The sequence below is a fragment of the Bacillus sp. AFS002410 genome, assembly GCF_002556365.1.
Classification (GTDB): Bacteria; Bacillota; Bacilli; order Bacillales; family Bacillaceae_G; genus Gottfriedia.
In genome coordinates, this window is record NZ_NUEU01000029.1 from 43618 (window position 1) to 66111 (window position 22494).

Annotated in this window: 17 protein-coding genes; all 17 read right to left on the bottom strand. The window is 34.6% G+C overall.

All coding sequences use genetic code 11. From position 1 onward, the window contains the following. Positions 1-407: 407 nt before the first annotated feature. Complete coding sequence (locus CN692_RS27055) at positions 408-4526, bottom strand: S8 family serine peptidase (protein ID WP_179874467.1); 4119 nt, start codon at positions 4524-4526, stop codon at positions 408-410. 69 nt (positions 4527-4595) lie between these two features. Further along, positions 4596-8690, bottom strand: coding sequence for a S8 family serine peptidase (locus CN692_RS17000; protein ID WP_098120360.1), 4095 nt, complete (start codon positions 8688-8690; stop codon positions 4596-4598). 575 nt (positions 8691-9265) lie between these two features. Beyond that, entirely contained in the window at positions 9266-10480 is a 1215-nt protein-coding gene (locus CN692_RS17005) for a helix-turn-helix domain-containing protein (RefSeq protein ID WP_098120361.1), read from the bottom strand. Between the two features lie 245 nt (positions 10481-10725). Beyond that, positions 10726-11064 (bottom strand): DUF3147 family protein, encoded by a 339-nt coding sequence (locus CN692_RS17010; protein WP_098120362.1) that lies wholly within the window; start codon positions 11062-11064, stop codon positions 10726-10728. Continuing rightward, complete coding sequence (locus CN692_RS17015; protein ID WP_098120363.1) at positions 11048-11473, bottom strand: MarR family winged helix-turn-helix transcriptional regulator; 426 nt, start codon at positions 11471-11473, stop codon at positions 11048-11050. The genes CN692_RS17010 and CN692_RS17015 overlap by 17 nt, the downstream gene beginning before the upstream one ends. Positions 11474-11621: 148 nt before the next feature. Then, entirely contained in the window at positions 11622-12077 is a 456-nt protein-coding gene (locus CN692_RS17020; protein WP_098120364.1) for an SRPBCC family protein, read from the bottom strand. A 21-nt stretch (positions 12078-12098) separates the two neighbouring features. Beyond that, on the bottom strand, positions 12099-12779 hold the full coding sequence (locus CN692_RS17025; protein WP_098120365.1) for a CPBP family intramembrane glutamic endopeptidase: 681 nt from the start codon (positions 12777-12779) through the stop codon (positions 12099-12101). A 163-nt stretch (positions 12780-12942) separates the two neighbouring features. Beyond that, on the bottom strand, positions 12943-13203 hold the full coding sequence (locus CN692_RS17030; protein WP_098120366.1) for a YiaA/YiaB family inner membrane protein: 261 nt from the start codon (positions 13201-13203) through the stop codon (positions 12943-12945). A 248-nt stretch (positions 13204-13451) separates the two neighbouring features. Next, positions 13452-14708, bottom strand: coding sequence for an imidazolonepropionase (hutI, locus tag CN692_RS17035; RefSeq protein ID WP_098120367.1), 1257 nt, complete (start codon positions 14706-14708; stop codon positions 13452-13454). Then, positions 14708-16384, bottom strand: coding sequence for a urocanate hydratase (hutU, locus tag CN692_RS17040; RefSeq protein ID WP_098120382.1), 1677 nt, complete (start codon positions 16382-16384; stop codon positions 14708-14710). Before hutU ends, hutI begins: the two co-directional genes overlap by 1 nt. A gap of 275 nt (positions 16385-16659) precedes the next feature. Then, entirely contained in the window at positions 16660-17154 is a 495-nt protein-coding gene (locus CN692_RS17045) for a GNAT family N-acetyltransferase (protein WP_098120368.1), read from the bottom strand. 199 nt (positions 17155-17353) lie between these two features. Next, positions 17354-17872, bottom strand: a complete 519-nt coding sequence (locus CN692_RS17050) for a DinB family protein (protein WP_098120383.1) — start codon at positions 17870-17872, stop codon at positions 17354-17356. A gap of 96 nt (positions 17873-17968) precedes the next feature. Continuing rightward, entirely contained in the window at positions 17969-18385 is a 417-nt protein-coding gene (locus CN692_RS17055) for a tetratricopeptide repeat protein (RefSeq protein ID WP_098120369.1), read from the bottom strand. A 120-nt stretch (positions 18386-18505) separates the two neighbouring features. After that, the gene (locus CN692_RS17060) at positions 18506-19975 is read right to left on the bottom strand and encodes a response regulator transcription factor (RefSeq protein ID WP_098120370.1); all 1470 of its coding nucleotides are present in this window, start codon (positions 19973-19975) and stop codon (positions 18506-18508) included. Positions 19976-20543: 568 nt separating this feature from the next. Beyond that, positions 20544-21539 (bottom strand): aldo/keto reductase, encoded by a 996-nt coding sequence (locus CN692_RS17065; protein WP_098120384.1) that lies wholly within the window; start codon positions 21537-21539, stop codon positions 20544-20546. Between the two features lie 16 nt (positions 21540-21555). Then, positions 21556-22062: a protease inhibitor I9 family protein gene (locus CN692_RS17070; protein WP_257131572.1), complete on the bottom strand. Its 507-nt coding sequence runs from the start codon at positions 22060-22062 to the stop codon at positions 21556-21558. A 104-nt stretch (positions 22063-22166) separates the two neighbouring features. Then, entirely contained in the window at positions 22167-22394 is a 228-nt protein-coding gene (locus CN692_RS17075; RefSeq protein WP_098120371.1) for a hypothetical protein, read from the bottom strand. Positions 22395-22494: the final 100 nt, after the last annotated feature.

The window sequence follows — 22494 nt, forward strand, 5'->3', positions numbered from 1 at the left end:
ACCTCTCTTAATAAAAAGGGCGAACACTTTGTGTACTATGTGCATAAAGTTGTGAACTTGATGCATAAAGTCATGAAATTTGTGCGTAAAGTAGTGAGTTTTGTTCATAAAGCGTGGGTTTTTGTGCGTAAAGCTGACGGCCTCTTTTTCTTGGCAGCTGTGCACTGAGTTATACGTTCTCTCTTAATGGAAAAGCCGAACACTTTGTGTACTTTATTGATAAAGCTGTGAACTTCGTTGATAAACAGCCGAATCTCGCTGATAAATCGATAAAGCTCATTGATATCGATTCAAATATTAAATAAATTACCCACGATTTCATGAATCTAGCTGAATCTTCCAAACAACAACGAAAAAAAGACAATCAATCAGGATTCTCCCGCTTGATTGTCTTTAAAAATATGATTCTAGTTAATACCTAATTGAGTCTTAACAAGATCAATTGTTATTCCTTGGTATTTCTTAACTGGTTTTGGCGCATCGGTTACGGTTGGATTTTTCATTAGATAATTTTGCTCAATAAAAGCAAAATCTTTTGCGTCCGTTGTTCCGTCGAAGTTTATATCAGTTGCACGGTTAGTTGTACCCCAGTTTGATTTCATCGCAATTGCATCCTTTACATCAATTACATCGTCATTATTGACATCTCCAGCAATTAGACTTACTCCGCCAATTAATTTTGCTTCTCCAAGTACACCATTTTCTGTAGTCTTTCCAATTGTAAATATACCTTTAGTTGTGAAATGACCAGGTACAGCCAATTCGAATGTAAATGGTTTATTTGACAATGGAAGATTGAAGACTTCAAAGAACGCATCAGGATGAACTGTTACATTCGTATAAACATTATTTTGATCATCCATTACTTTGATTTTAGCTCCAATTTTTGTGTAATCGTAAGGGGCAATCTGCATTCCTTGTGGCGTAAAGTAGCCTTCTGGAATTAATTTTGCAGCCATTTGAGAGAAAGTTGGTAATACACTGAATGACTTCATAAATCCAGGTGCACTTTCAGTTGTACCGGATTTATTTGTAACACTTGCTTTTAAGTCTTGTAGCTCATACCAGCCTTTATTAAAGTTATCACTCTTAGCTTTTACTTGAATATCAAGAAGTGGTGCTTCGCCAGTAATTGGCTTTGCTAACTCTACTGTTACTGTTACATGTTTTCCACTTGTAGATGCTGTCTCTACGGTTGTAACCGAGCTAATTTGATTTTTCGTTTGTGAATTTTTCAATACATCAACAATTTCAAAATTGTATGGTGCGTAGTCAAATTCAAATGATACTTTATTAGTTTTATTTAAGTTGTTAGCAGATAGAGTAGCTGTAATTGTGTCACCCATTTTAATCGTTTCTTTATTCAAACTACCTGTTACATATGGACTACCTTTTTTCACAAAAAGTGTTTCATTCATTCTACCAAAATCACCATTTGATGCAGAGTCCATTGCAAATGAGTAGTATCTTGTGAAATTAGCATTTGGATTTAGTTTAACTTCACCTTTATAGTTACCGTTTTCGTCAACATTTAAAGTTTCTGAAGGTGATGCGACCCACCCATATGGACCCATGAATGTATCATAATATCCTACAACTGAGTTATATGACTGATCGATATCGAATCCCATTGTTTTCATATCCTCAATATCTTTATCAAAGACTTTACCTGAGAATGGTATTGATTGTTGACCGTCTTCGTACTCATAAACGCCAAATGGAAGGCTATGTTGAACAGTAGGGTTATTGTCTTCAATATAGACTTTAGTTTCAGATGTGAACGTTTTTCCTTGGTCATTTCGTCCGATAAATTTAATTTTATATAATCCTGGTTTTGCTTGAACATACTTGTAAACTAGTGGACTATTAGGATCAGCAGAGAACGGAATATAGATTCCACCAAATCCATTCGCAACACGGTACAACATATTCTCATCTGCAGCGATTCCATCAAGTGTTCCAATAATTCCAAGGTCTTCATTTGTTTTTGCATCCGTCAATACAACATCGATATATCGCATATGAGACTTCAATTGGAAGTATAAATCTGTACGCGGTCTCGTAAATGGATGATTATCATACGTATTACTTGTTAATGCATATGGAAATGCTCCAACCTCTTCAATACCTTCCTCTACGAAACGCGCAGCGAACGGAATTTGATATGTTTCATCAGGATTTTGTTTATTCGTGTAAACGATATATCCTTCATATGTTCCTTTTTCAGCATTTGCTGGAATATCAATAAATACCGCATGTTTCTTTTGTTGACCTGGTTTAACCTTTAGCTCTGAATCTACTGTTATCTTTACATTATTGGCCACAGCATCTTTTGAAATTCTTGAAGATTGGTAAACTACTTTTACGTCAAAAGTTTTCGTTTCCTTGCTATCATTTCTTAACACTACATTACGGTAATCTTCCCTATTTACTCCAGTTGAGGTAAATGTACCGAAACTAATTGCTCCTGTAGTTTCTTTAATTGTTTTCATTTTATTGCCGATCATTGTATCTGTCGTATCTAAAACCTCTAAATTTGCTCCTGCATGTACTGCTTCATACGCATCAACTCGTCCTGCCCCTACTTCAAAAACACTGTATTTATCGTTCAGTGGGTCTGCTGTGTTCATTAATGTAGCCTTTACATCTAACGGCGAATAATTCGGATGAGCTTGTAATAATAATGCTGCAATACCGGCTACATGCGGGCTTGCCATTGATGTTCCAGATAATCGTGCATATGCGTGCTTATAGTCACCAAGAGATGCGCTACCGGCGAAATGCGTTGGTACTGTAGAAAGAATATCAACACCCGGTGCTGTAACTTCAGGCTTAATATCATAAGTTACACGGGCAGGTCCACGTGAACTAAACGGAGCTAGCTTGTCACCTTCTGTTTTTACATCACCTAATTTTTCAAATGAATAAGTAGCATCGCCAGCTGTTACTTTTTGTAATAAATCTAGCCCTTGTGCATTTGTTAAAGAGAAAGTTGGAATATTTGCAACTCCTTCACCTAAATAATTCGGTACATACCCTTCTTTCGGATCAGTATTGTAGATAAATAGAGCCGCTGCTCCCTTAAGCTTTGCAAATTTAATTTTATCGTTTAGCGTAATACTGCCGCGCTGAACTAGAGCAATTTTTCCTTTAACGTCTTTACCATTGTAGTCCGCAAAAGCTCCAATACCTGCATCTACTACTTGTAAGTTTTTTCCTATAAAATCTTGAATTTGATCCGTAAAGCTCTTAGCCATTAAGCGTATATCAGACGCCGTTTTTCCAACGCTAGTTTGAACTGAACCTTTAAGTTCTGCGATCGTTGTCGGTACACTGCTTGCCCCTACTGCTAATCCTAATGGCGCATTTCCTGGAGTACCAACAGTATACATACCGTTTCCAGCATTTCCTGCAGCTAACACAGCTGTAACACCTGACAGTACTGCATTATTAATTGCAAAAGCAATTGGATTCATTGGGTCATTGTAATCAGATCCAAGTGATAGATTGATAACATCCATTCCATCACTTACAGCACGATCTATTCCCGCGATAATGGCTGCAGACGATCCTCTTCCATATGGACCAAGTACACGATACACATATAAATCAGCACCAGGAGCAATACCTGTAACTGAATATTCGGAGTCAGCAGTACCTTGACCAACGATCGTTCCAGAAACGTGAGTTCCGTGTACCGTGTAATATGTTGCCCCTGCATTAACTTCTAGCTGTTTTGATTTTTTCCAATCATCATAAGTTGCTTCCATCGGATCATTATCATTATCGACGAAATCATAGCCACCTTTATATGCTGCTTTAATGTCTGGATGATTGTAGTCTACTCCCGTATCGATTACTCCAACTTTAATTCCTTTCCCCGTAAATCCTTCTTCATGCAGCTTGTCTACTCCTAAAAATGGATTCACATCTCCTTCAGGAAAATCAGAAGCAGTTTTAGTACTTTCTTCTTCAACTGGTGGATCTACTGTTACCTCTTTACTTTCCCACACAGTTTTAACAGCCTTTGATTGCATTAATGCTTCAACTTTATTAGCTGGTAATTGCATTGATACACCATTAAAAGCATACTTGTACTTTTGCTTTATTGTGTATGGCGTTTTATTTTTATCATTTTTAAAAATTGACGTTAAATCTTTTTGGAAATTTGCATGAGAATCTTCAACTTGTTGATTAGCCTGTGACGCACTTAAAGTCTTCCCTTCAGCTTTAGCAGACATGATCGCAGTTTTAGATGGCAATGTTTTAAACTGGACGATTACCGTGATTTTTTCATCACTTTGCAAATTAACATCCGGACTAATTTGCAGACCAGATTGATCGCTCATTTTCAATTGAGTCAAAGCTTTTCTTTGCTCTGGTGTAAGCTTAGCTAAGATTGATTCTGTATTCATGGCAGCTTGTACATTACTTGGTTTGATCACAGGTGAGGATACAAAGCCTCCAGCAATTAAACTAGTTCCTATAGCAAGTGCAGTAATTGATCTCGTAATGTTTTTTCTCATCTCTTTCTCCTTTTTTCCTTTTAAGTAAGTAGATTTGATTCGAACCATCATTCAAAGATTGCTATTTTATTACTGGATATTAAGTGCTTTTAGCACACTTTCTAAATTTTGACCTTTATAGTTCTTTTTAGGAGTAGGTGCATTTGTAGAAGTTGGATTTTTCATTAAATAATTTTTCTCTACAAAAGCCATGTCTCGTGCATCAACTTTTCCGTCAAAGTTAATGTCAGCTTCGCGTTTAGTTGATCCCCAATATGTTTGAATATAAAGTGCATCAAGTATATCAATCGCATCGTCTTTATTAACGTCGCCTGCAATTGCGGTATTATAAGTCGTTAACATACGTTGTCCTATTAAACTACCATTGTCGTTATCACTAATTATTAACGGTTTTCTTACTGTAAAGTGACCAGGGATGTCCATGATGAATGTTAATGGCTTATTTGTAATTGGTAGTTTTGATAGAGTAAACGATGGTGCCTTTGAAATTACACCGCTATAAGCGACTCCATTCTCATCAACTGCTTTAACTGTTCCTCCAACTAAAGTATGATCAATCCCGAAGTATACCGCTCCGTTTTTCATTAAACCTTCTGCCTTCACATCACCAAACGTTTCAGAATAAGTCGGACTCATCGAAACATTGAAACCTGCACATTGTAATTGAGTTACATTGTTAGATGAATCTGTATACGATGTACTTGTATAAACAAGTGTAGTAGGCTCTTTAATGAATTTATCATCTCGAACCTTTAACGTAATATCCACTAATGGAATATTGCCCGACACATTTGTTTGTTCTGGTAAAGTGGCAGAGATTTTCATGTTTCTTAAAGTACCGCTATCTGATATTTCTTGATTAATTTTTATATCTCCATATTTACTTGCTTCTGGATTTGGCTTAACATCAACTAAATCAAAATAAGTTTTTAAATATTTAAAAGCCAGGTCAGCTTGATGTAGATTTTTTACATTATTCATAGACAATGTAAATTTAAATGTTTCACCCATTTTGACATCTTTTTTATCCGGCATCGATATTGCATAAGGCGTTCCTTTTTTCGCAAAGAAGAATTGTTTAGCACTACGGTAATCTTTGTTTGTTGCTGCATCTAGTCCATACATTTGCACCATTAACAAAGGATTAGATTCTAGCATAGGAACATCGATAGTGAAAGATCCATCTTCAGCTACTGGCATTGCTTTATTAGTTCCACCATTATAGCTGTACATCAGCCTATTAGAAGCCTGAGTATAATTCATACCGTTTGCGTTCATGTCAGCAATCTCGCCATCAAAGATTGATCCTTTTAGTTGGAATGTCTGTTGTCCTGGCTCGTATTCATAAACACCATCTGGCTTATCCATATTGACAGTAGGCTTCTCATTATCAATATAGACTGGTTGTTCTTTTACGTAAGTAGTTCCATCATCTTCAGTTGAAACTAATTTAATTTTATATGCTCCTTGTGGTGCTATGACAGATTCATCTGCAATCGGATTTTTATCATCACCAGTAAGCGGGTAGTATGATCCATTAAATGCCTTTTGTAAGTAGTATGTTACGTTATCCATTAAAGGTATACCGTCTACTGTACCTATATATCCTAATTCCTTATTTGTTTTTGCATCTTCTAAAATAAGATCAACATATCTCATATGAGATTTAAACTCGAACATAAGGCTCGCACTATTATTTAGTGCCAAATGGAAACTATCAGTCTCTGTTGTAAAGTCATTTGGTGACACGATCATTCCGTTGATTCCTTTTTCAACTAGTCGAACTGCGAAAGGTATTTGATAGGTTTCATCTGGATTCGATTGATTCGTGTAGGTAATATACCCTTCATAAGTTCCTAGAGAAGCAGTTTTTGGAATAAAAATAGATACAACGGACTGCTTTTTAGAAGCGGAATTTACTTTGATTGTTTTATCCGTTACAATTCCTACTCCATTTGCATCTGCATCTAAAGATCCTCGTCGATTTGTTTGAAACTCTACCTTTACATTAAACGTTTTAGCTTGTTTGCTATTGTTAAAGATTGTAAGAGTTCGTTTATCTCCTACATTTTGACCATTAGGTGCCATAGTACCGAAGCTAATCGCCCCTGTTTTTTCTTTTATTTGCTTTTCCTTACCGTTTTTAATCGTAGGTGTTTCATCTGAAACTTGAACTTCAACATCAGAATGAATCGCCTCATAAGGATCAACTCGACCTGCTCCCACTTCATAAACACTGTATGCATCTTTTAGTGGGTCAGCAGTATTCATTAAAATTGATTTGATATCAGCTGGTGTGTAGTTCGGATTTTTTTGAAGTAATAAAGCTGCAATACCAGCAACATGTGGTGTCGCCATTGATGTTCCTGAAAGCTGTTGATATGCATAGTTATAGTTCCCAATATAATTCGGACCGTTAATATACGATGGTACTGTTGAAAGGATTTGTACACCTGGTGCAGTTATTTCCGGTTTAATATCATATGTTACTTTTGTTGGACCTCTTGAACTGAAAGCTGCTAAATGATCACCGTCTGATGAAACTACCTCTTTTACATCATCAAAAGTGAATGTTGCCTCTCCTTGTTTTACTTGATTATAAATTGCATTCCCTTCCTGTTTTGGTATGAAGAAGGTAGGAAGATAATTAGGATTTTTACCTAATGAACCTAAAGCGGTATACGTTTGGTCAGGATCATAAAGAATAACAGCTTTTGCACCATATTTTTTTGCTGTTGCAATTTTTGTACTTACATTTGCATAATAAATATTCGTAAGGACAATCTTTCCAGATACATTTTTATTTGTAAAATCTGCATCAAGACCTTTACCTACATCAACAATTGGTAATGTTTGTCCTTTAAAATCAGAAATAGGATGATCAAAATCCTCAGCATTAATCTCCATCATTGAAGCAGGTAAATCTCCCGTATTCGAATGAAGTGTTCCTTTTGGTTGCAATACAGTTGTCGGAACATCGCTTGCCCCGACTGTTAAAGCTAGTGCCGCTGCCCCTGGTGAACCAACAGTATATGAATTACTACCAGCATTTCCTGCCGCTACAACTGCCGTCACACCTTGAAGTACCGCATTGTTAATCGCAACACTTGTCACAAAAAGAGGGTCATTGTAATTTGTTCCAAGTGATAAATTTATGACATCCATTCCATCTTGAACGGCCTTATCAATCCCGGCCATTATTGCATCCAATGTTCCTGAGCCATATGGACCTAAAGCTCGATACATATATAAGTCCGCGTCAGGCGCAACTCCTACTAGCGCATTTGGAGAATTGTTTTTTCCTGTTGCCGCAATTGTCCCCGACACATGTGTCCCATGTTCAGTGTAATAAGTATTACTACCATTTGCCGCTGGTTTCCCAGCCTTCACCCAATCATCGTACGAAGTCTCCATTGGATCAGAATCATTATCTACAAAATCGTATCCACCTTTATAGGCATCTTTTAAATCGGGATGATTATAGTCAATACCTGTATCAATTATGCCTACCTTAACTCCTTTACCTGTGTATCCTTCATCGTGAAGCTTATCAATTCCTAAAAATGGCATACTACTTGGCAATTTTGCATCAGTATTGGATGATCCATTTGTACTATTTGATTTCATTTCTACAGGCGGATCTATATGTACTTCACTGTCGCTCCAAACTGCTTTAACGGTATCTGATTTTAATAATGATTTAACTTGATTCGCCGGAAGTGTCATCGAAACACCATTAAAGGCTGTTTTGTATGAACGTTTAATTTTATATTTCTTTAACATCTTACTTGCATCTTGTTTAAAATTGTCATGTGAAACCTCAACTAATTGATCTGCACTTGATGAAGATAAACTTTCACCTTGAAGCTGTGACTCAAGCATCGCAATCTTGGATGGTTTCGTCTTAAACTCAACGATGACAGAGATTTGTTTATCGGTGTCTAGATTGACATCCGATGAAATTTGTAATCCAGTTTGATCACTTGTTTGAAGTTGTTTTAAAGCTTGTCTTTGAGCCGGAGTAAGCTTCGATAGTACTTGCTCAATTGATGAACTAGTTTGAGCGTGTACATATGAAACAGCAGATATCGGTACAAATGTACTGCAAACTAGCCCCATACTTAGCGTCAACGGAGTAATACGTTTTGTAATCTTTTTTCTCATCTTTCTCTCCCCTTCAATTAGATAGTCCTACGGGTTTATTATAAAAAGGCTTTATGGAATTTTATTGTTTTGAAAATTCTGTCAAATTTATAAAGATGTTATTTTTGGGAAGTTTATGTTTTTGGGGGATTATGGTGTCTGATGTTCTATTGAGGGGCTGTTATGAATGCGAACACTAAGTGAACTTTGTTCGTAAAGTTGTGATATTTGTGCGTAAAGTAGGGGGGTTTGTTCATAAAGCGTGGGTTTTTGTGCGTAAACCTAGTCGCCTCTTTTTCATGGTAGCTGTGCATTGAGTTTTGCAGCCTAGCTTAATGGAAAAGCCGAACACTTTGTGTACTTTATTGATAAAACGGTGAACTTTGTTGATATATTGCTGATTTTTATTGATATATCACTACTTTTTGTTGATATACTGCTAATAATTGTTGATATATTACTTTTCCTCGTTGATGTCCCCCGTATTACGACCACAAAAAAGAAGAATACGAAACCAATTCAAGAAAAAAAGCACAAAAATAACCACAAGGACAATAAACCCTCGTGGTTATTCCTAATTTATGTGATTTAACCAATTATCTACTAAGTATTTGCGTATATTTTCGTTCATGATCAGCGTTAATTTTTTGTCTATGTTTCCAAAAAATCATAAGACATTTAGCATATTCTTTTGATATTCGTAGTTCGATTGCTGTTATGGCGACATCTAAAATTTCATGTATACCTTCTGTAATTTTATTTCTAGCGCACTGATATAAAGCATGGGAATATCGGAATTTTAAGTGAATTTGATTTCTATATGGTTCCTTACTTAAAGCTACTTCCTCAAAAATATGAAGATATCGATTTAACAAACTCTCAAAATCATTGATCCGTCCAAGCTTTGCATATACTTCTAAAACTTTTGGTAATCCAACAAACTTATCATCTCTATCTTCCAACCATTCGAGGTACCCATCTACATATTCATATTGTTCAAATTCCAAGTAAGCGACATATCTATTTCCAACAGCTAACTCCTTATAAAATTCATTTACTTTTGAATAACGGTCTATGATACATAATATTTCTTCTAATGTTCCACCTAATCGAAGTAATGCAAATCCTTGATAAAGGAGTGCCCTTCCATAAAATTCTCCGTCAACTGCTAATTTCTCTATTTTCTTTGCATAATACATTACCTTTTTCCAATTCTGGCGTATATAGCTTGTTGCCATAATCCATAAATAAGTAGACAGTTGTAACTCATTAGTCAATTTAGGTAAATATCTCAAGACATGAACCTCGGCTTCGTGGCCCTTTTCGGTCAACCTGACTATGTAATATTTACGATAGTAGCTTTTTGCTAACTGTAGAGATTTATGTTCAGGCATGCTTTCAATGATACACTCATATAGCGGTAATGCTTGCCACTGATTATTCTCTTCAAAAAGCTTTTCAGCAACTAAAAAAATAATATTTAAATTCTTCTTAAGAATCGCTTTTGCACTTTCATCTAAGACTTTATTAAAAAACATTTTAAGTTCTTCATTACAACCAAGCACTGCACATTTATATAAAAATTCCATACTTCTTCGTTTATCTAAAATCCCATTTTCATTAAAACATTCTTCAATATAATTTAAATAGAAGCAATCTTCCTTCAGACCGAGGGCAGTAGTAATAGCATCTAAATTACGTAAAGAAAGGGCTTGTTTATGATTGATAATACGGCTAATTTCAGTCAAATGAATACTAGAATTTTTCGCGAGTTGAGTTAGATTCATGCTTTGTTCTTGCATACGATCCATAATTTTATGGCACAACTTTAAATTCAGCTTCCACACCTACTTTCTTTAGATTATTTAGAAAATCTATCGTTTCTCCCTTAATTTTAAAATACTATTATATTAATTAGAAAACTCTAACGAAAAACTGTCAAGGTGACTTATGAACTAATCTAAGACAAGCATGTGACAAAAAGCATAATCAAAAATAAAAACGACTGTTCTCATACAGTCGTTTTGGAATCAACCTTATTTAATTTTAAACTAGTTCAAAATAAATGCTTCACCACTAAATCTTGCGCAAAAATATAGACTACCCATCCTGCAATTCCAAGCCCAATTGAAGCAACCAAATGCATAGAATGCTGAAGCGCTACACCAATAATGAGCAACATAATGACTGTACCTGGAATCCCCAAAACGACTCCATAGGTAAATTTACTTAATGTTTGCACCTGTTCACCTTGAACATTAAGCCAAATTAAGCTTAAAAGGCTAACGATAGGCAATGCTGCAATCAGACCTCCTTGTGTAGGAAATCGACGTGCTATTTCAGTTATAACTCCAATGATCATGGCTGAAGTAATTATTTTAATAATCGTGTACATTTTGAGCTCTCTCTTTCATCAAATTAAAAGCTGCTAAAATCGTTTCTCTTTCTTGGTCAGTCATCTGTTCAAATAAAAGCTGTTGAAGTTTTTCTTCGTTTAAACTTGAATTTTGTAACAATACTTCTTTTCCAAAATCAGTAAGCTTTAAAATGACTTTTCTCTGATCATTCTCACTTGGAGTTTTATAAACATATTCTTTTTCAAGTAAACGTTTAACATGCTCTGATGCTGTATTGTGAGAGACTTGAATCCCTTCAGCTATGTCCTTTATCCCAACTTCATCTTCTTTATCAATAATTTGTAAAATCCTAACGCTTTGGTGAGTAATGTTTTCTTTATGCTTGTATCGTAAAAGATAGTATATATCGGTCCATAATTGATTCAATTGTTTAATTTCTTTATCCATCTTGATTCTCCTTATATATCGTATAATACGATTATATCTTATAATACGATATAAGTAAAATATCAAATAAATAATTAAGGTAACTTAGAAAAAAACAACAAAAAAGAGCCAAATAAAAAATGGCTCTTTTCAATCAAATATATCTTTGCTAAATCGAAATTGGTGGTAATGTTTTTCCTGTTTCAAGTAAGCTTTTTAAGTTGCTTATAATTGCTGGCCAACCATTGTTTAATCCTTCAAAAGTATCCTCACGATCTACTAAATCAGTTGGCTCAATATTTTCATGCTTAAGGGTTAATCTGACTGTCTCCTCTAAATCTGTCAGCGCAAATGTGACGATTGAAGGTTCTTTACGATTTGTCGGATCATTTGTATGATTCCATGTAAATGAAAGTAAACGATTTGGTTCACATTTTAAAATCGTTCCGTAATCTGTGACTTCTCCATTTCGTAAATATGAAACAGTTGATCCCACTTGCCAATCAGATTCGATTGCAGTTCCAAAAAAGTATTTTTCGGTAAATTGAGTATTGGTTAATGCTTCCCATAATTTTCCAGGCGTAGTTGCAATGTATGTAACATAAACAAATTGTGGTTTATTCATTGTTTTACTCCTCCTCAACTTTTAGTAAAATATCGAAACAATGTTAATAAGACTATGCAATAAGATTGGAACAGCAAGTGAACCCGTTCGTTTATATAATAAAGCTAAGAATATTCCGATGATGAAAATAGTTATATGATGAGCAATTGTTGTATTAGTATGGACTAAAGAAAAGATTACAGATGATAGAATAGCACTAAAAATCAGTGGAAACTTCTGTGTAAGTTTTTGAAATAGGATTCCTCGAAAATAAAGTTCTTCCCAAATCGGTGCAAATATTGAGATATTTATGCCGTATATTATTATATTTGAAATACTACGCGGAATAATTTTTATATCTCCACTAATATAGTTTATCACTTGGATTTTACTTAAAATATAGGATAAGAAAACGGTAATCATCAAAAGAATTGCAATAGATATGTAACTTGAAAGCTGTCTTAATGGTTTCAAATTAATTGATTGGAAACAGTAGATTCGAATTTTAGGAAACAATGTGATTACTATACTAAAAAACAAAAAAAGCAATAATGCACTGTTAAGATAAGAATAAATAATGACATTAGACGATTGCTTTGGAACTACATAAAAAATAAAAATCTCAAAGGCAAATATTAGTGTGAAGAATAGTATTTGTTTCCAACTTATACTATTTATTTTCTCTGTCGCTATTTGGGGTCCCACTTCGGTATTTCCATCCATTTTCAATCACCCCTATCCAACTCGTAACCTCGTTTAAATAATTCTAGATTTGTCTGGTTAACCCTTCTAGACTTATGAAGAATCGGAAAAATAGTTGAGGTGGAAAAACAGAACTCTTTACCTAAACAAAAAATAGCCGCATTAGCGACTAAAGTTTTATCTATTAACTTTCTAATTTATCATTTTTCCCCTTTTTAAGTTCATCAAATTGCTCGTCTTCTAGATCTTCTTGGTTATCACGCGTAACTTTTGCGACCATAAATGAAGATACAATAATACCGAGAGCTCCCATTAAATAATAACCTTTTACATACAATGGTTCTTCTAAATGATAAAGTCCAATAAACGTTAAAATACTAAAAATAGAGAAAGATGCCCAAGCCAAAAACGTAAAATATGGCGTATTTCGTCTTCTTTTTTTCAAAGATAATCCCCCCTATTTTTAAGGTATTACTATTTTAATAATTTTTAATAATTGTTAGAACATAAAGTTCTTTATATTAGTTGGATTTCCAATACCAATATGTGGAAAAATATTCAGTCTGATACTCATCTAATCCATAATGCTTGTCACTTTCAAATCTTGAATCGTTAATTGATCTCTAATTTTCTTTTTTATGACACCAAATAAAAAAGAGAAATTGCCTAAGCAATTCCTCTTTTTTGATGAACTTATTGTACTTTTATACCTTTTTTCCAAACAGATTTGACATGGTTAACGCCAAATAAGTATTGTAATTCTTGATAGTTTTTAACATTCCATAATACGATATCTGCTTGTTTTCCAACTTCAAGTGAGCCGATTTGGTCTTGACGATTAATTGCACATGCAGCATTGTAAGTAGCTGCTGTTAAGCTTTCTGCCGGAGTCAGTCTCATTGAAATACAAGCTAAGTTCATTACAAGTGGCATTGAAGTTGTTGGTGAAGAACCTGGATTGCAATCAGTTGAAATTGCTACAGCTACACCTTCATCAATCATTTTTCTACCTTTTGCAGCATCTTCGCGTAAATAAAGTGCAGTTGCTGGAAGAAGGCAGGCAATTGTTCCTGATTTAGCCATTGCTGAAATACCTTCATCAGATGCTTTTAATAAATGTTCTGCTGAGATTGCGCCAACTTTAGCTGCTAATTCCGCTCCGCCATACGGTTCAATTTCATCTGCATGGATTTTTGGAATTAGATCATATTGTTTACCTGCTTCTAAAATTCGCTCTGATTGTTCTGGTGTAAATACACCTTTTTCACAGAAAACGTCATTAAATTCTGCAAGTTTTTCTTCAGCAATAATTGGTAGCATGTCATTAATTAAATGATCAACAAACTCGTCTTCTCTTCCTTTAAACTCTTTTGGAACTGCATGAGCACCCATAAAAGTAGGAACTAATTCAACTGCATGCTTATCTTTTAATTTTTTCATTACTCGTAACTGTTTCATTTCGGTTTCTAAATCCATACCATAACCGCTCTTACTTTCAACAGTTGTTACACCGTGTGCGATGAATGAATCTAGACGACGCATCGTTTGTTCCATTAATTCTTCTTCAGTCGCTTCACGAGTCATGCGAGCAGTGGCATGAATTCCGCCACCCTCATTCATAATATCCATATATGTTGCACCTTCAAGACGCATTTCAAATTCACGCTCGCGGCTTCCACCATACACAACATGTGTATGTGGATCCACTAGACCAGGAGTAACAAGATGGTTTGATGCATCAACTACTTCGGCTTCTTGAATTCTTTCTGCATAGCGATCTTGAATTTCATTTGTTGTACCAACAGCTTGGATTACTCCATCTTCAATCCACAAGCTGCCATCTTCTATTAAACCAAGAACTGACATTGCTTCCTTTGCGCGAGGACCTTTCACTTCTGAAGCAAGTGTTGCTAATTGAGCTGCATTTTTAATCCAAATTGGTTTTGTCATTACTTATCAGTTCCTTTATCAAGCATTGGAATGTTTACTCCTCTTTCACGAGCAGTTTGTTTAGCTAACTCGTAACCTGCATCAGCATGACGAACTACACCCATTCCAGGATCAGTTGTTAATACGCGCTCAATACGTGCTTCTGCTTCTTTTGTACCATCTGCAACGATTACTACACCAGCGTGTAATGAGTAACCCATTCCTACTCCACCACCGTGGTGAACAGAAACCCAAGTAGCTCCACCAACAGCATTAATCATTGCATTTAAGATTGGCCAGTCAGCTACTGCATCTGATCCATCCTTCATGCTTTCAGTTTCACGGTTTGGAGATGCTACAGAACCTGAATCTAAGTGGTCACGTCCAATTACGATTGGCGCTTTTAATTCACCGCTTGCAACCATGTCATTTAAAATTTTACCGAAACGAGCGCGCTCGCCGTAACCTAACCAGCAAATACGAGAAGGTAAGCCTTGGAATTCAATTTTTTCTTGTGCCATACGAATCCAGTTACATAAATGCTCATTATCAGCAAATTCACGTAAAATAGCTTGGTCAGTTTTGTAAATATCCTCAGGATCACCTGATAATGCTACCCAACGGAAAGGTCCTTTACCTTCACAGAATTGTGGACGGATATAAGCTGGAACGAATCCTGGGAAATCAAATGCATTTTCTACGCCTTCATCTTTTGCAACTTGACGGATGTTATTACCATAGTCAAATGTCACAGATCCTTTTTCCATCATTTCAAGCATTGCTTTTACATGTGTTGCCATTGAAGCTTTTGAGCGAGCAACATATAATTCTGGGTTTGAAGCTCTTAATTCTGCAGCTTCTTCTAAAGACATTCCAGATGGAGTATAACCGTTTAATGGATCGTGTGCTGATGTTTGGTCAGTTAATACTTCTGGAATAAAGTTTCTAGCGATCATTTCTGGTAAAATATCAGATGCATTTCCAATTAGACCAATTGATAATGCTTTACCTTCTTTTTTCGCTTCTTCAGCAAGACGAATTGCCTCATCTAATGAATCTGTTTTTACATCTGTATATCTAGTTTCAATACGACGGTCGATTCTTGTTTCATCTACATCGATACCGATACAAACTCCACCATTCATTGTTACAGCAAGTGGTTGAGCTCCACCCATTCCACCAAGACCAGCAGTAACTGTAATTGTACCTGCAAGTGTACCGTTGAAATGTTGTTTTGCTAATTCAGCAAATGTTTCATAAGTACCTTGAACAATACCTTGAGAACCGATATAAATCCAGCTACCTGCTGTCATTTGACCGTACATCATTAAACCTTTTTTATCTAATTCGTGGAATGTATCCCAGTTTGCAAAAGCAGGAACAAGATTTGAGTTTGCAATTAATACACGTGGTGCATCAGTATGCGATTTGAAAATTGCTACTGGTTTACCAGATTGAACTAATAATGTTTCATCATGTTCTAAATTCTTTAATGACTCAACAATTGCATCAAAGCATTCCCAGTTACGAGCTGCTTTACCAATTCCACCATATACAACAAGATCTTCTGGACGCTCTGCTACATCTGGATCTAAATTATTCATTAACATACGAAGAACTGCTTCTTGTTGCCAACCTTTTGTATTTAATTCTGTACCTCTATATCGAACAACTTTATCTTGTGTAACCGTATTCATCATTAATTACCCCCTAGATGTGATGTTTTCAGTCTAACACGAATTTTCCGAAATCTAATTATAAAATAATGATAATTTTATAATTTATTCCATTTTACTTATCTTTCATTTTTATTTTTATAAACTATCTCAAAATCGATTAATTAATTGGCTCTATTTGATTTTTAAACTAAAAAAGAGGCTGCCTCATTAGACAACCTTTAGGAACAAAGCAATTATAAAATTCATTGTTAATATGATCGATTCAGTCTAAAATTTTCAGTTTCCATTTATATCTATTCAACTAAATACTTATAGAATTTTTTATCAACCTTCATAACTGGAAAATTCTCAGGCAAATCTGTATGTTCTATACTTGTAAATCCATTTTTTTCATAAAATCTATGAGCAGCTAAAAATTGAGGAGTTGTCCCAAGATAAATGGCTTTTATTGATTTTTCTTCTGCCCATTTAATAGCATTATTTAATAAGAGACTGGCAGTTTTATATTTTGCACCTCTATATTCTTTGTCTACAAACATCTTTCTTAACGCAACTTCTTGATTCCCTATGTCTAAAAGACTAATAGTACCAACTACTTTATCACCGTATAGAGCCATCCAAAAGTTCCCGTTTCCATTCTGATAAAACTCTTCGATCGTAAACAAATCAGGCTGGTCATCTCTGGTGATTTTAATATTGTATTCTTGTTGTTGAATAGCAAGAATTAAATCTACTACTTGAGCTTGATAATCATTAGAGTATTCTTTCACAATAGGATTACTGTTCATCACTTTACACCGCCTTTAAAATTTTTACACTTACTGTTTTCAATATAGAGACCGAGATGTCCTTTTTCTTATTTAACTATACTCCTTAATTTGTAAAGTTTCTAACTACACCTATCATCTACGCCTCAATATTTTTATACTTCCTTAATTTAAAAACCTGCATCAGCGATTCATTTCAAACCGTCGATACAGGCTATTTTTAAGCATTCTTATATAATTTACGAATCATTCTTATTTGGCCACGATGATTGATTTCGTCCTCAAATACATGAAACCATTTATAGTAGTTAGTAGCTTGTGATCTTCCAAAATCTGATTTTTCATATAACCACTCATCTGAAAGTGTATTAAATTTTTCATATGTATCTTCTCGAATCTCATCTAAAAGATTTATATAATAGTTTACATCTTTACCTTTAATACTTTCTCTAGCTCCTTCATCTAAATCTAAACCAGGTAACCATTTTGCTTCTTCTTCTGAATTCAAATCACGATTTTCAAATGTATTAAGTTGATACCAATACTCAACCCCTGCCATATGAGTTAATAGCATCCCAATTGTATTACCTGTTGGAGAGTGCAAATAATCTAACTCTTCCACTGTAATATCTTTGATGGCTTCTAAAGTTGTATACCTTACATAATTCATCATTGAAATTAAAGTATTAAAATCTCCTTTTACTCCATCTTGTTCTCCGACTAGTAATAAATTTTTCATTTCGATCATTGCTGCATCCCCTTTCGTTTTTTGACAAGTCAATTTATTTCTATTAACTCATAGATCCGATTTCACAGTCAATAGGTGCTCTTTCTCTTATATCAACGAAAGTATTAGTTTTAAGTATTTTGGATCTTCCTCTTTAAAAATCTCCCCAGCCTTTAGCAAATATGCTCTCAATAAACATTCTTTTGCTTTTTCTACATCATTTGTTTCAAATAAGACCTGTCCTAATCTCAATAGAATATATGGATTGTTCATGCCTCCAGGACAATTAAATGCATCATAAAAATAATTCTTTGCTTGGGAATAATCGTTTAAATAAAAATAAACATCTCCGATTGATGTTAGAACCCTAGTACTAGCTTCCCATGTAAATTTAGGCTCAGGTATTAATTCTAACGCCTCTTTCAATTTTTTAATGGTACCATCAATATCTTTTGCTTCAAATAAAGCATTGGCTTCCTCATAAAGTTCTACTATATATTCATAAGTTACTTCTTTAAGTTCCATAAGCTCTCCTTTATTTTTTAATATCGTTTGATGGTAATTGATTACAGTTTTCCTAAAAGAAATACTATAACAATCAAGCGTATTCTCCTTACTTCTTCTAATAAAAGACTTGCTTTAATCCTATAAACCAGATCGATAAACTAAAGGAGTACATCCTTCAAGCTGTTTAAATTTCGCATTAAAATATGATTGATGAGAATATCCAATTAATCTTGATATTTCATCTAATGGCAGGTCTGTTTCATCTAATAATCGTTTAGCTTCCCTAATTCGTACTTCGTGAAGCGTATCCCTGAATGAATGATTTGATTCAGCTGCGAATCGGCGGCTAAGAGTACTTTTATTGATTCTAAGTGCTTCTGCGCAGTCAGTTAGACTCCAACTTGCATTCCAATAATTCGATTCAATTAGCTCCCTTGTTTTTTCCACTAATGTACGATGACCCTCTTGGGAAAAATCATTTCCATGCACTAATAGATTTGTAGTAAAATCTAGTAATTCTTGAACAATTCGATAAATAATTGGTCCATGCACAATTTTTTGGAAAATATCATAATAGATCCCTTCCCATGATACATTTTGAAGATTATTCGATTTCATATATCTCCTAATTTGTGCAAGTACGCTTGTTAATCTTATTCGAACAATTTCTGGATCTGGATAAGGCTGTTCAAAAGTTAAAAATTCCTGTTCCATCCAATCCCGAATTGCTTTTGCATCTCTTTTTTCCAGCATTTCAATCCAATGACGTTGCTCTAAAGGTGTTAAGAATGGATCCTTTTCTTGATATGGCATTGGTTCATTTTCAGCCAAAATAATATCGTAACCTTCAAAGAAGATTCTCCGTGTAAGCTGAAGTGTTTGTTCATAAATATCTTTTAATGTTTCTTCTGGCGCACCGACTTTCATGACGATTGAAAGTGGCTCGTCCATCATTTCCTTCCATCGAGAAAGAAATGCATTATATTCATCCTGCAATAACACTTCTTCATCTACTTCGTGAACACATAGTATGAAATCAGATAATACGAATAAACGATTATTCCCAGTAAAAGGATTTCGTTCCAATGCTGTATACACAAGCGGAAGTGTCCCTGAATTTGGTGTCAAAAAGGCAACCATCGTAATCGGACCATCATACTTACGTTCATTCAAAAAAAGATCAGGATAATCTATGTTAAATGAGTTGATTTCTTCACTATTTTTTATATTAAAATATCGCTCTTTATTACGAATTTGATAACGTAACTGCTGAATATGCTTAATTAAATCGGTAGGAGAAAATGGTCGAAATAATACATCCTCCGCTCGATATTGTAATGCAAGATACGCCGTTTGGAAGATTCGCTCAGATGAAATACCTAACCAACGAATTGAAAACTTTTGAATTAAATCACCAAATCTTTCACTCTCATTTTTCCAATTGTCCATATCAAATATAACAAGGTCTGGCTGTTGCTTTTGAATTGCATTTTCAAATTCCACCATTGTTTTCCATAAAACAAGGTTAATACCAGTAAAGTGCGATTCCACGACCCACCGAATCCCCGAAGCCTCTAACTCATCTTTTGCAACTAAATGAATCTCCATCGCCTTTCACCTTCACTTCTTACTTTTTTTACTATAATAGCAAATTTATTTTGATTTTGTAGAATAAAAACAATTCACATTTCAAATTTTTTAATTTTTCAGTCTAAAAAGTTAAAAAATTTGAAACATGAAAGCCGTATGAGGTACATTTTTTCTGATTTTGTGCTCTTTTACTTACTCATGAACCCTCTATGAGTAACACTTTTGTGGATTTCTACCTTCTTACTTACTCATGAACCTTCTATGAGTAACTATTTTTCAGATTTCTGCCCTTTTACTTACTCATGAACCCTTTATGAGTAACACTTTTGTAGTTTTCTGCCCTTTTACTTACCCATGAACCCTCTATGAGTAACTATTTTTCAGATTTCTGCCCTTTTACTTACTCATGAACCCTCTATGAGTAACACTTCTGCAGATTTCTGCCCTTTTACTTATTCATGAACCCTCTATGAGTAACTATTTTACTGATTTCTGCCCTTTTACTTACTCATGAACCCTGCATTAGTTGAATAAAAAATCGAACCTATAAAAAAGAGACTACACACAAGGTATAGTCCAAAAGAATTTATAAAAACCATTTTTTACGTGGGACAGCATAATACTCCCCAGCAACACTCTCCTGCGGTACAGCATTTTCAATCCGTACTAAATCTTCTGGACTTAAATCTAGATTATCCACGCCTAACATTTCTCGGAGCTGAGTTCTTTTTCTAGCACCAACTAGAGGTATAACGTTTTCTTGTTTGGAAAGGACCCACCCTATTGCAAGCTGGGAAACAGGTATGTGTTTCTCAAGTGCGATTTCTCGTAAGGCTTCAACAAGCATTAAGTTCTTTTCTAGATTTTCGTTTGTGAATCTAGGAGCTTTCATTCTCTTATCATTTGAACTGAATATACGATCTTTTGTCCATGCTCCACTTAATAACCCTCTTGAGAGTACTCCATAAGCAGATAATGTTATTCCCAATTCTCGTATAGTAGGTAAAATTTCTAACTCGATTTCCCGATTAAATAACGAGTATTCGGACTGTACCCAGCTTAGTGGATGAATCGCGTGTGCACGGCGTATTGTTTTAGCCCCTACTTCAGATAGACCTATATGGCGTACATAGCCTTCTTTTACTAAATCACTAATTGCTCCAATCGTTTCTTCAATTGGGATAGATGGATCGATCCTTGCAGGTTGATATAAATCTATATAGTCCGTACCAAGCCGTTGCAAGGTATATTTAAGAAAATCTTTAATCGCTTCTGGTCTGTTATCTTCTACTCCAAATTTGTCACCAGGTGAGCGATGTTTACTATCAAACTTTACTGATATAAACATATTTTCTCTACGAAACCCTCGAAGAGCTTCTCTAATTAATACTTCATTATGACCATTACCGTAAAAATCTCCTGTATCAAGAAGTGTTATTCCACTCTCTAGTGCTTCTTGAATTGTCGCTATACTCTCATTACGATCAGTTTCCCCGTAAAGCCAAGACATTCCCATACAGCCGAGACCAATCTCAGAAACTAAAGGACCATTTTGTCCAACTATCCTCTCTTTTATAAAAATCCTCTCCCTATTTGATTTACTTCTGATTAAATGGTGTAACTGGAGGCATAATATGCACTTTTTTATTTGGATAAATTCTTGCAATTACAGTTGATTGAGATAATCGCTTAATATCTTTTCCTGGTATTTCCATAGATACACCATTAAGTGCAGTCTTATAAACATGCCTAATCTTATATGGTACCTGTTGATCCTCTAAGAGCGTTTTTAATTCCTCTTGAAATTTTGCGTGACTCTCTTCCACTTGTTTTGTCGCTTCTTCTAAAGTAAGTTGCTCTCCCGCTGCCTCTGCTACTTTCACTGCTACAGCTGCAGGTTTTGTTTTAAATTCAATAATAATTGAAGTCATTTCGTTTGTTGAAAAATCAATTGATGGATCAACATAAAAAGAAGGGTTCATTGTTTCATTCTCCACCTTTATCTCATCATTATTTTTTGTAGTATTCATTGTATTTCCATTACATGCGCTCATAATAAAAAGCATTGCTATAAATAAAATACTTCCTCTATAAAACTTCTTCATATTTACTACATCCCCTTCAAGAACTGTTTAATAAAAAAAGACAATCTATCAGGATTTTGTCCTTTAGAGTGTCCTTTCAAACATATTTCTGTCGTTAAAATAAGTCATCTGTATGAATCGTTTAAAAATTCTATATGATAATTGATTGTTCTTAAATAATGTTTAGTCGTATCCTTAGAAAGGCTCTTAATCCTTTTTAACATGTGAATACTTAAAACTTTTTCATTATTATAGATTCTATATTTTTTTAAAGTTGAAAGTCTATGATTATATTGACTAGCTTTTACTTCGTTCAGTTTTTTTACATTTATCAAATAATCTGTAAAGTTCATAATTGCTCCTCCTACTTGTATAGAACAACGAATTTTAGTAAAAAGAACTAGTCCTACTATTAAAACCTTTCTTAGGACCAGTTCTTTAATTCATTCTATT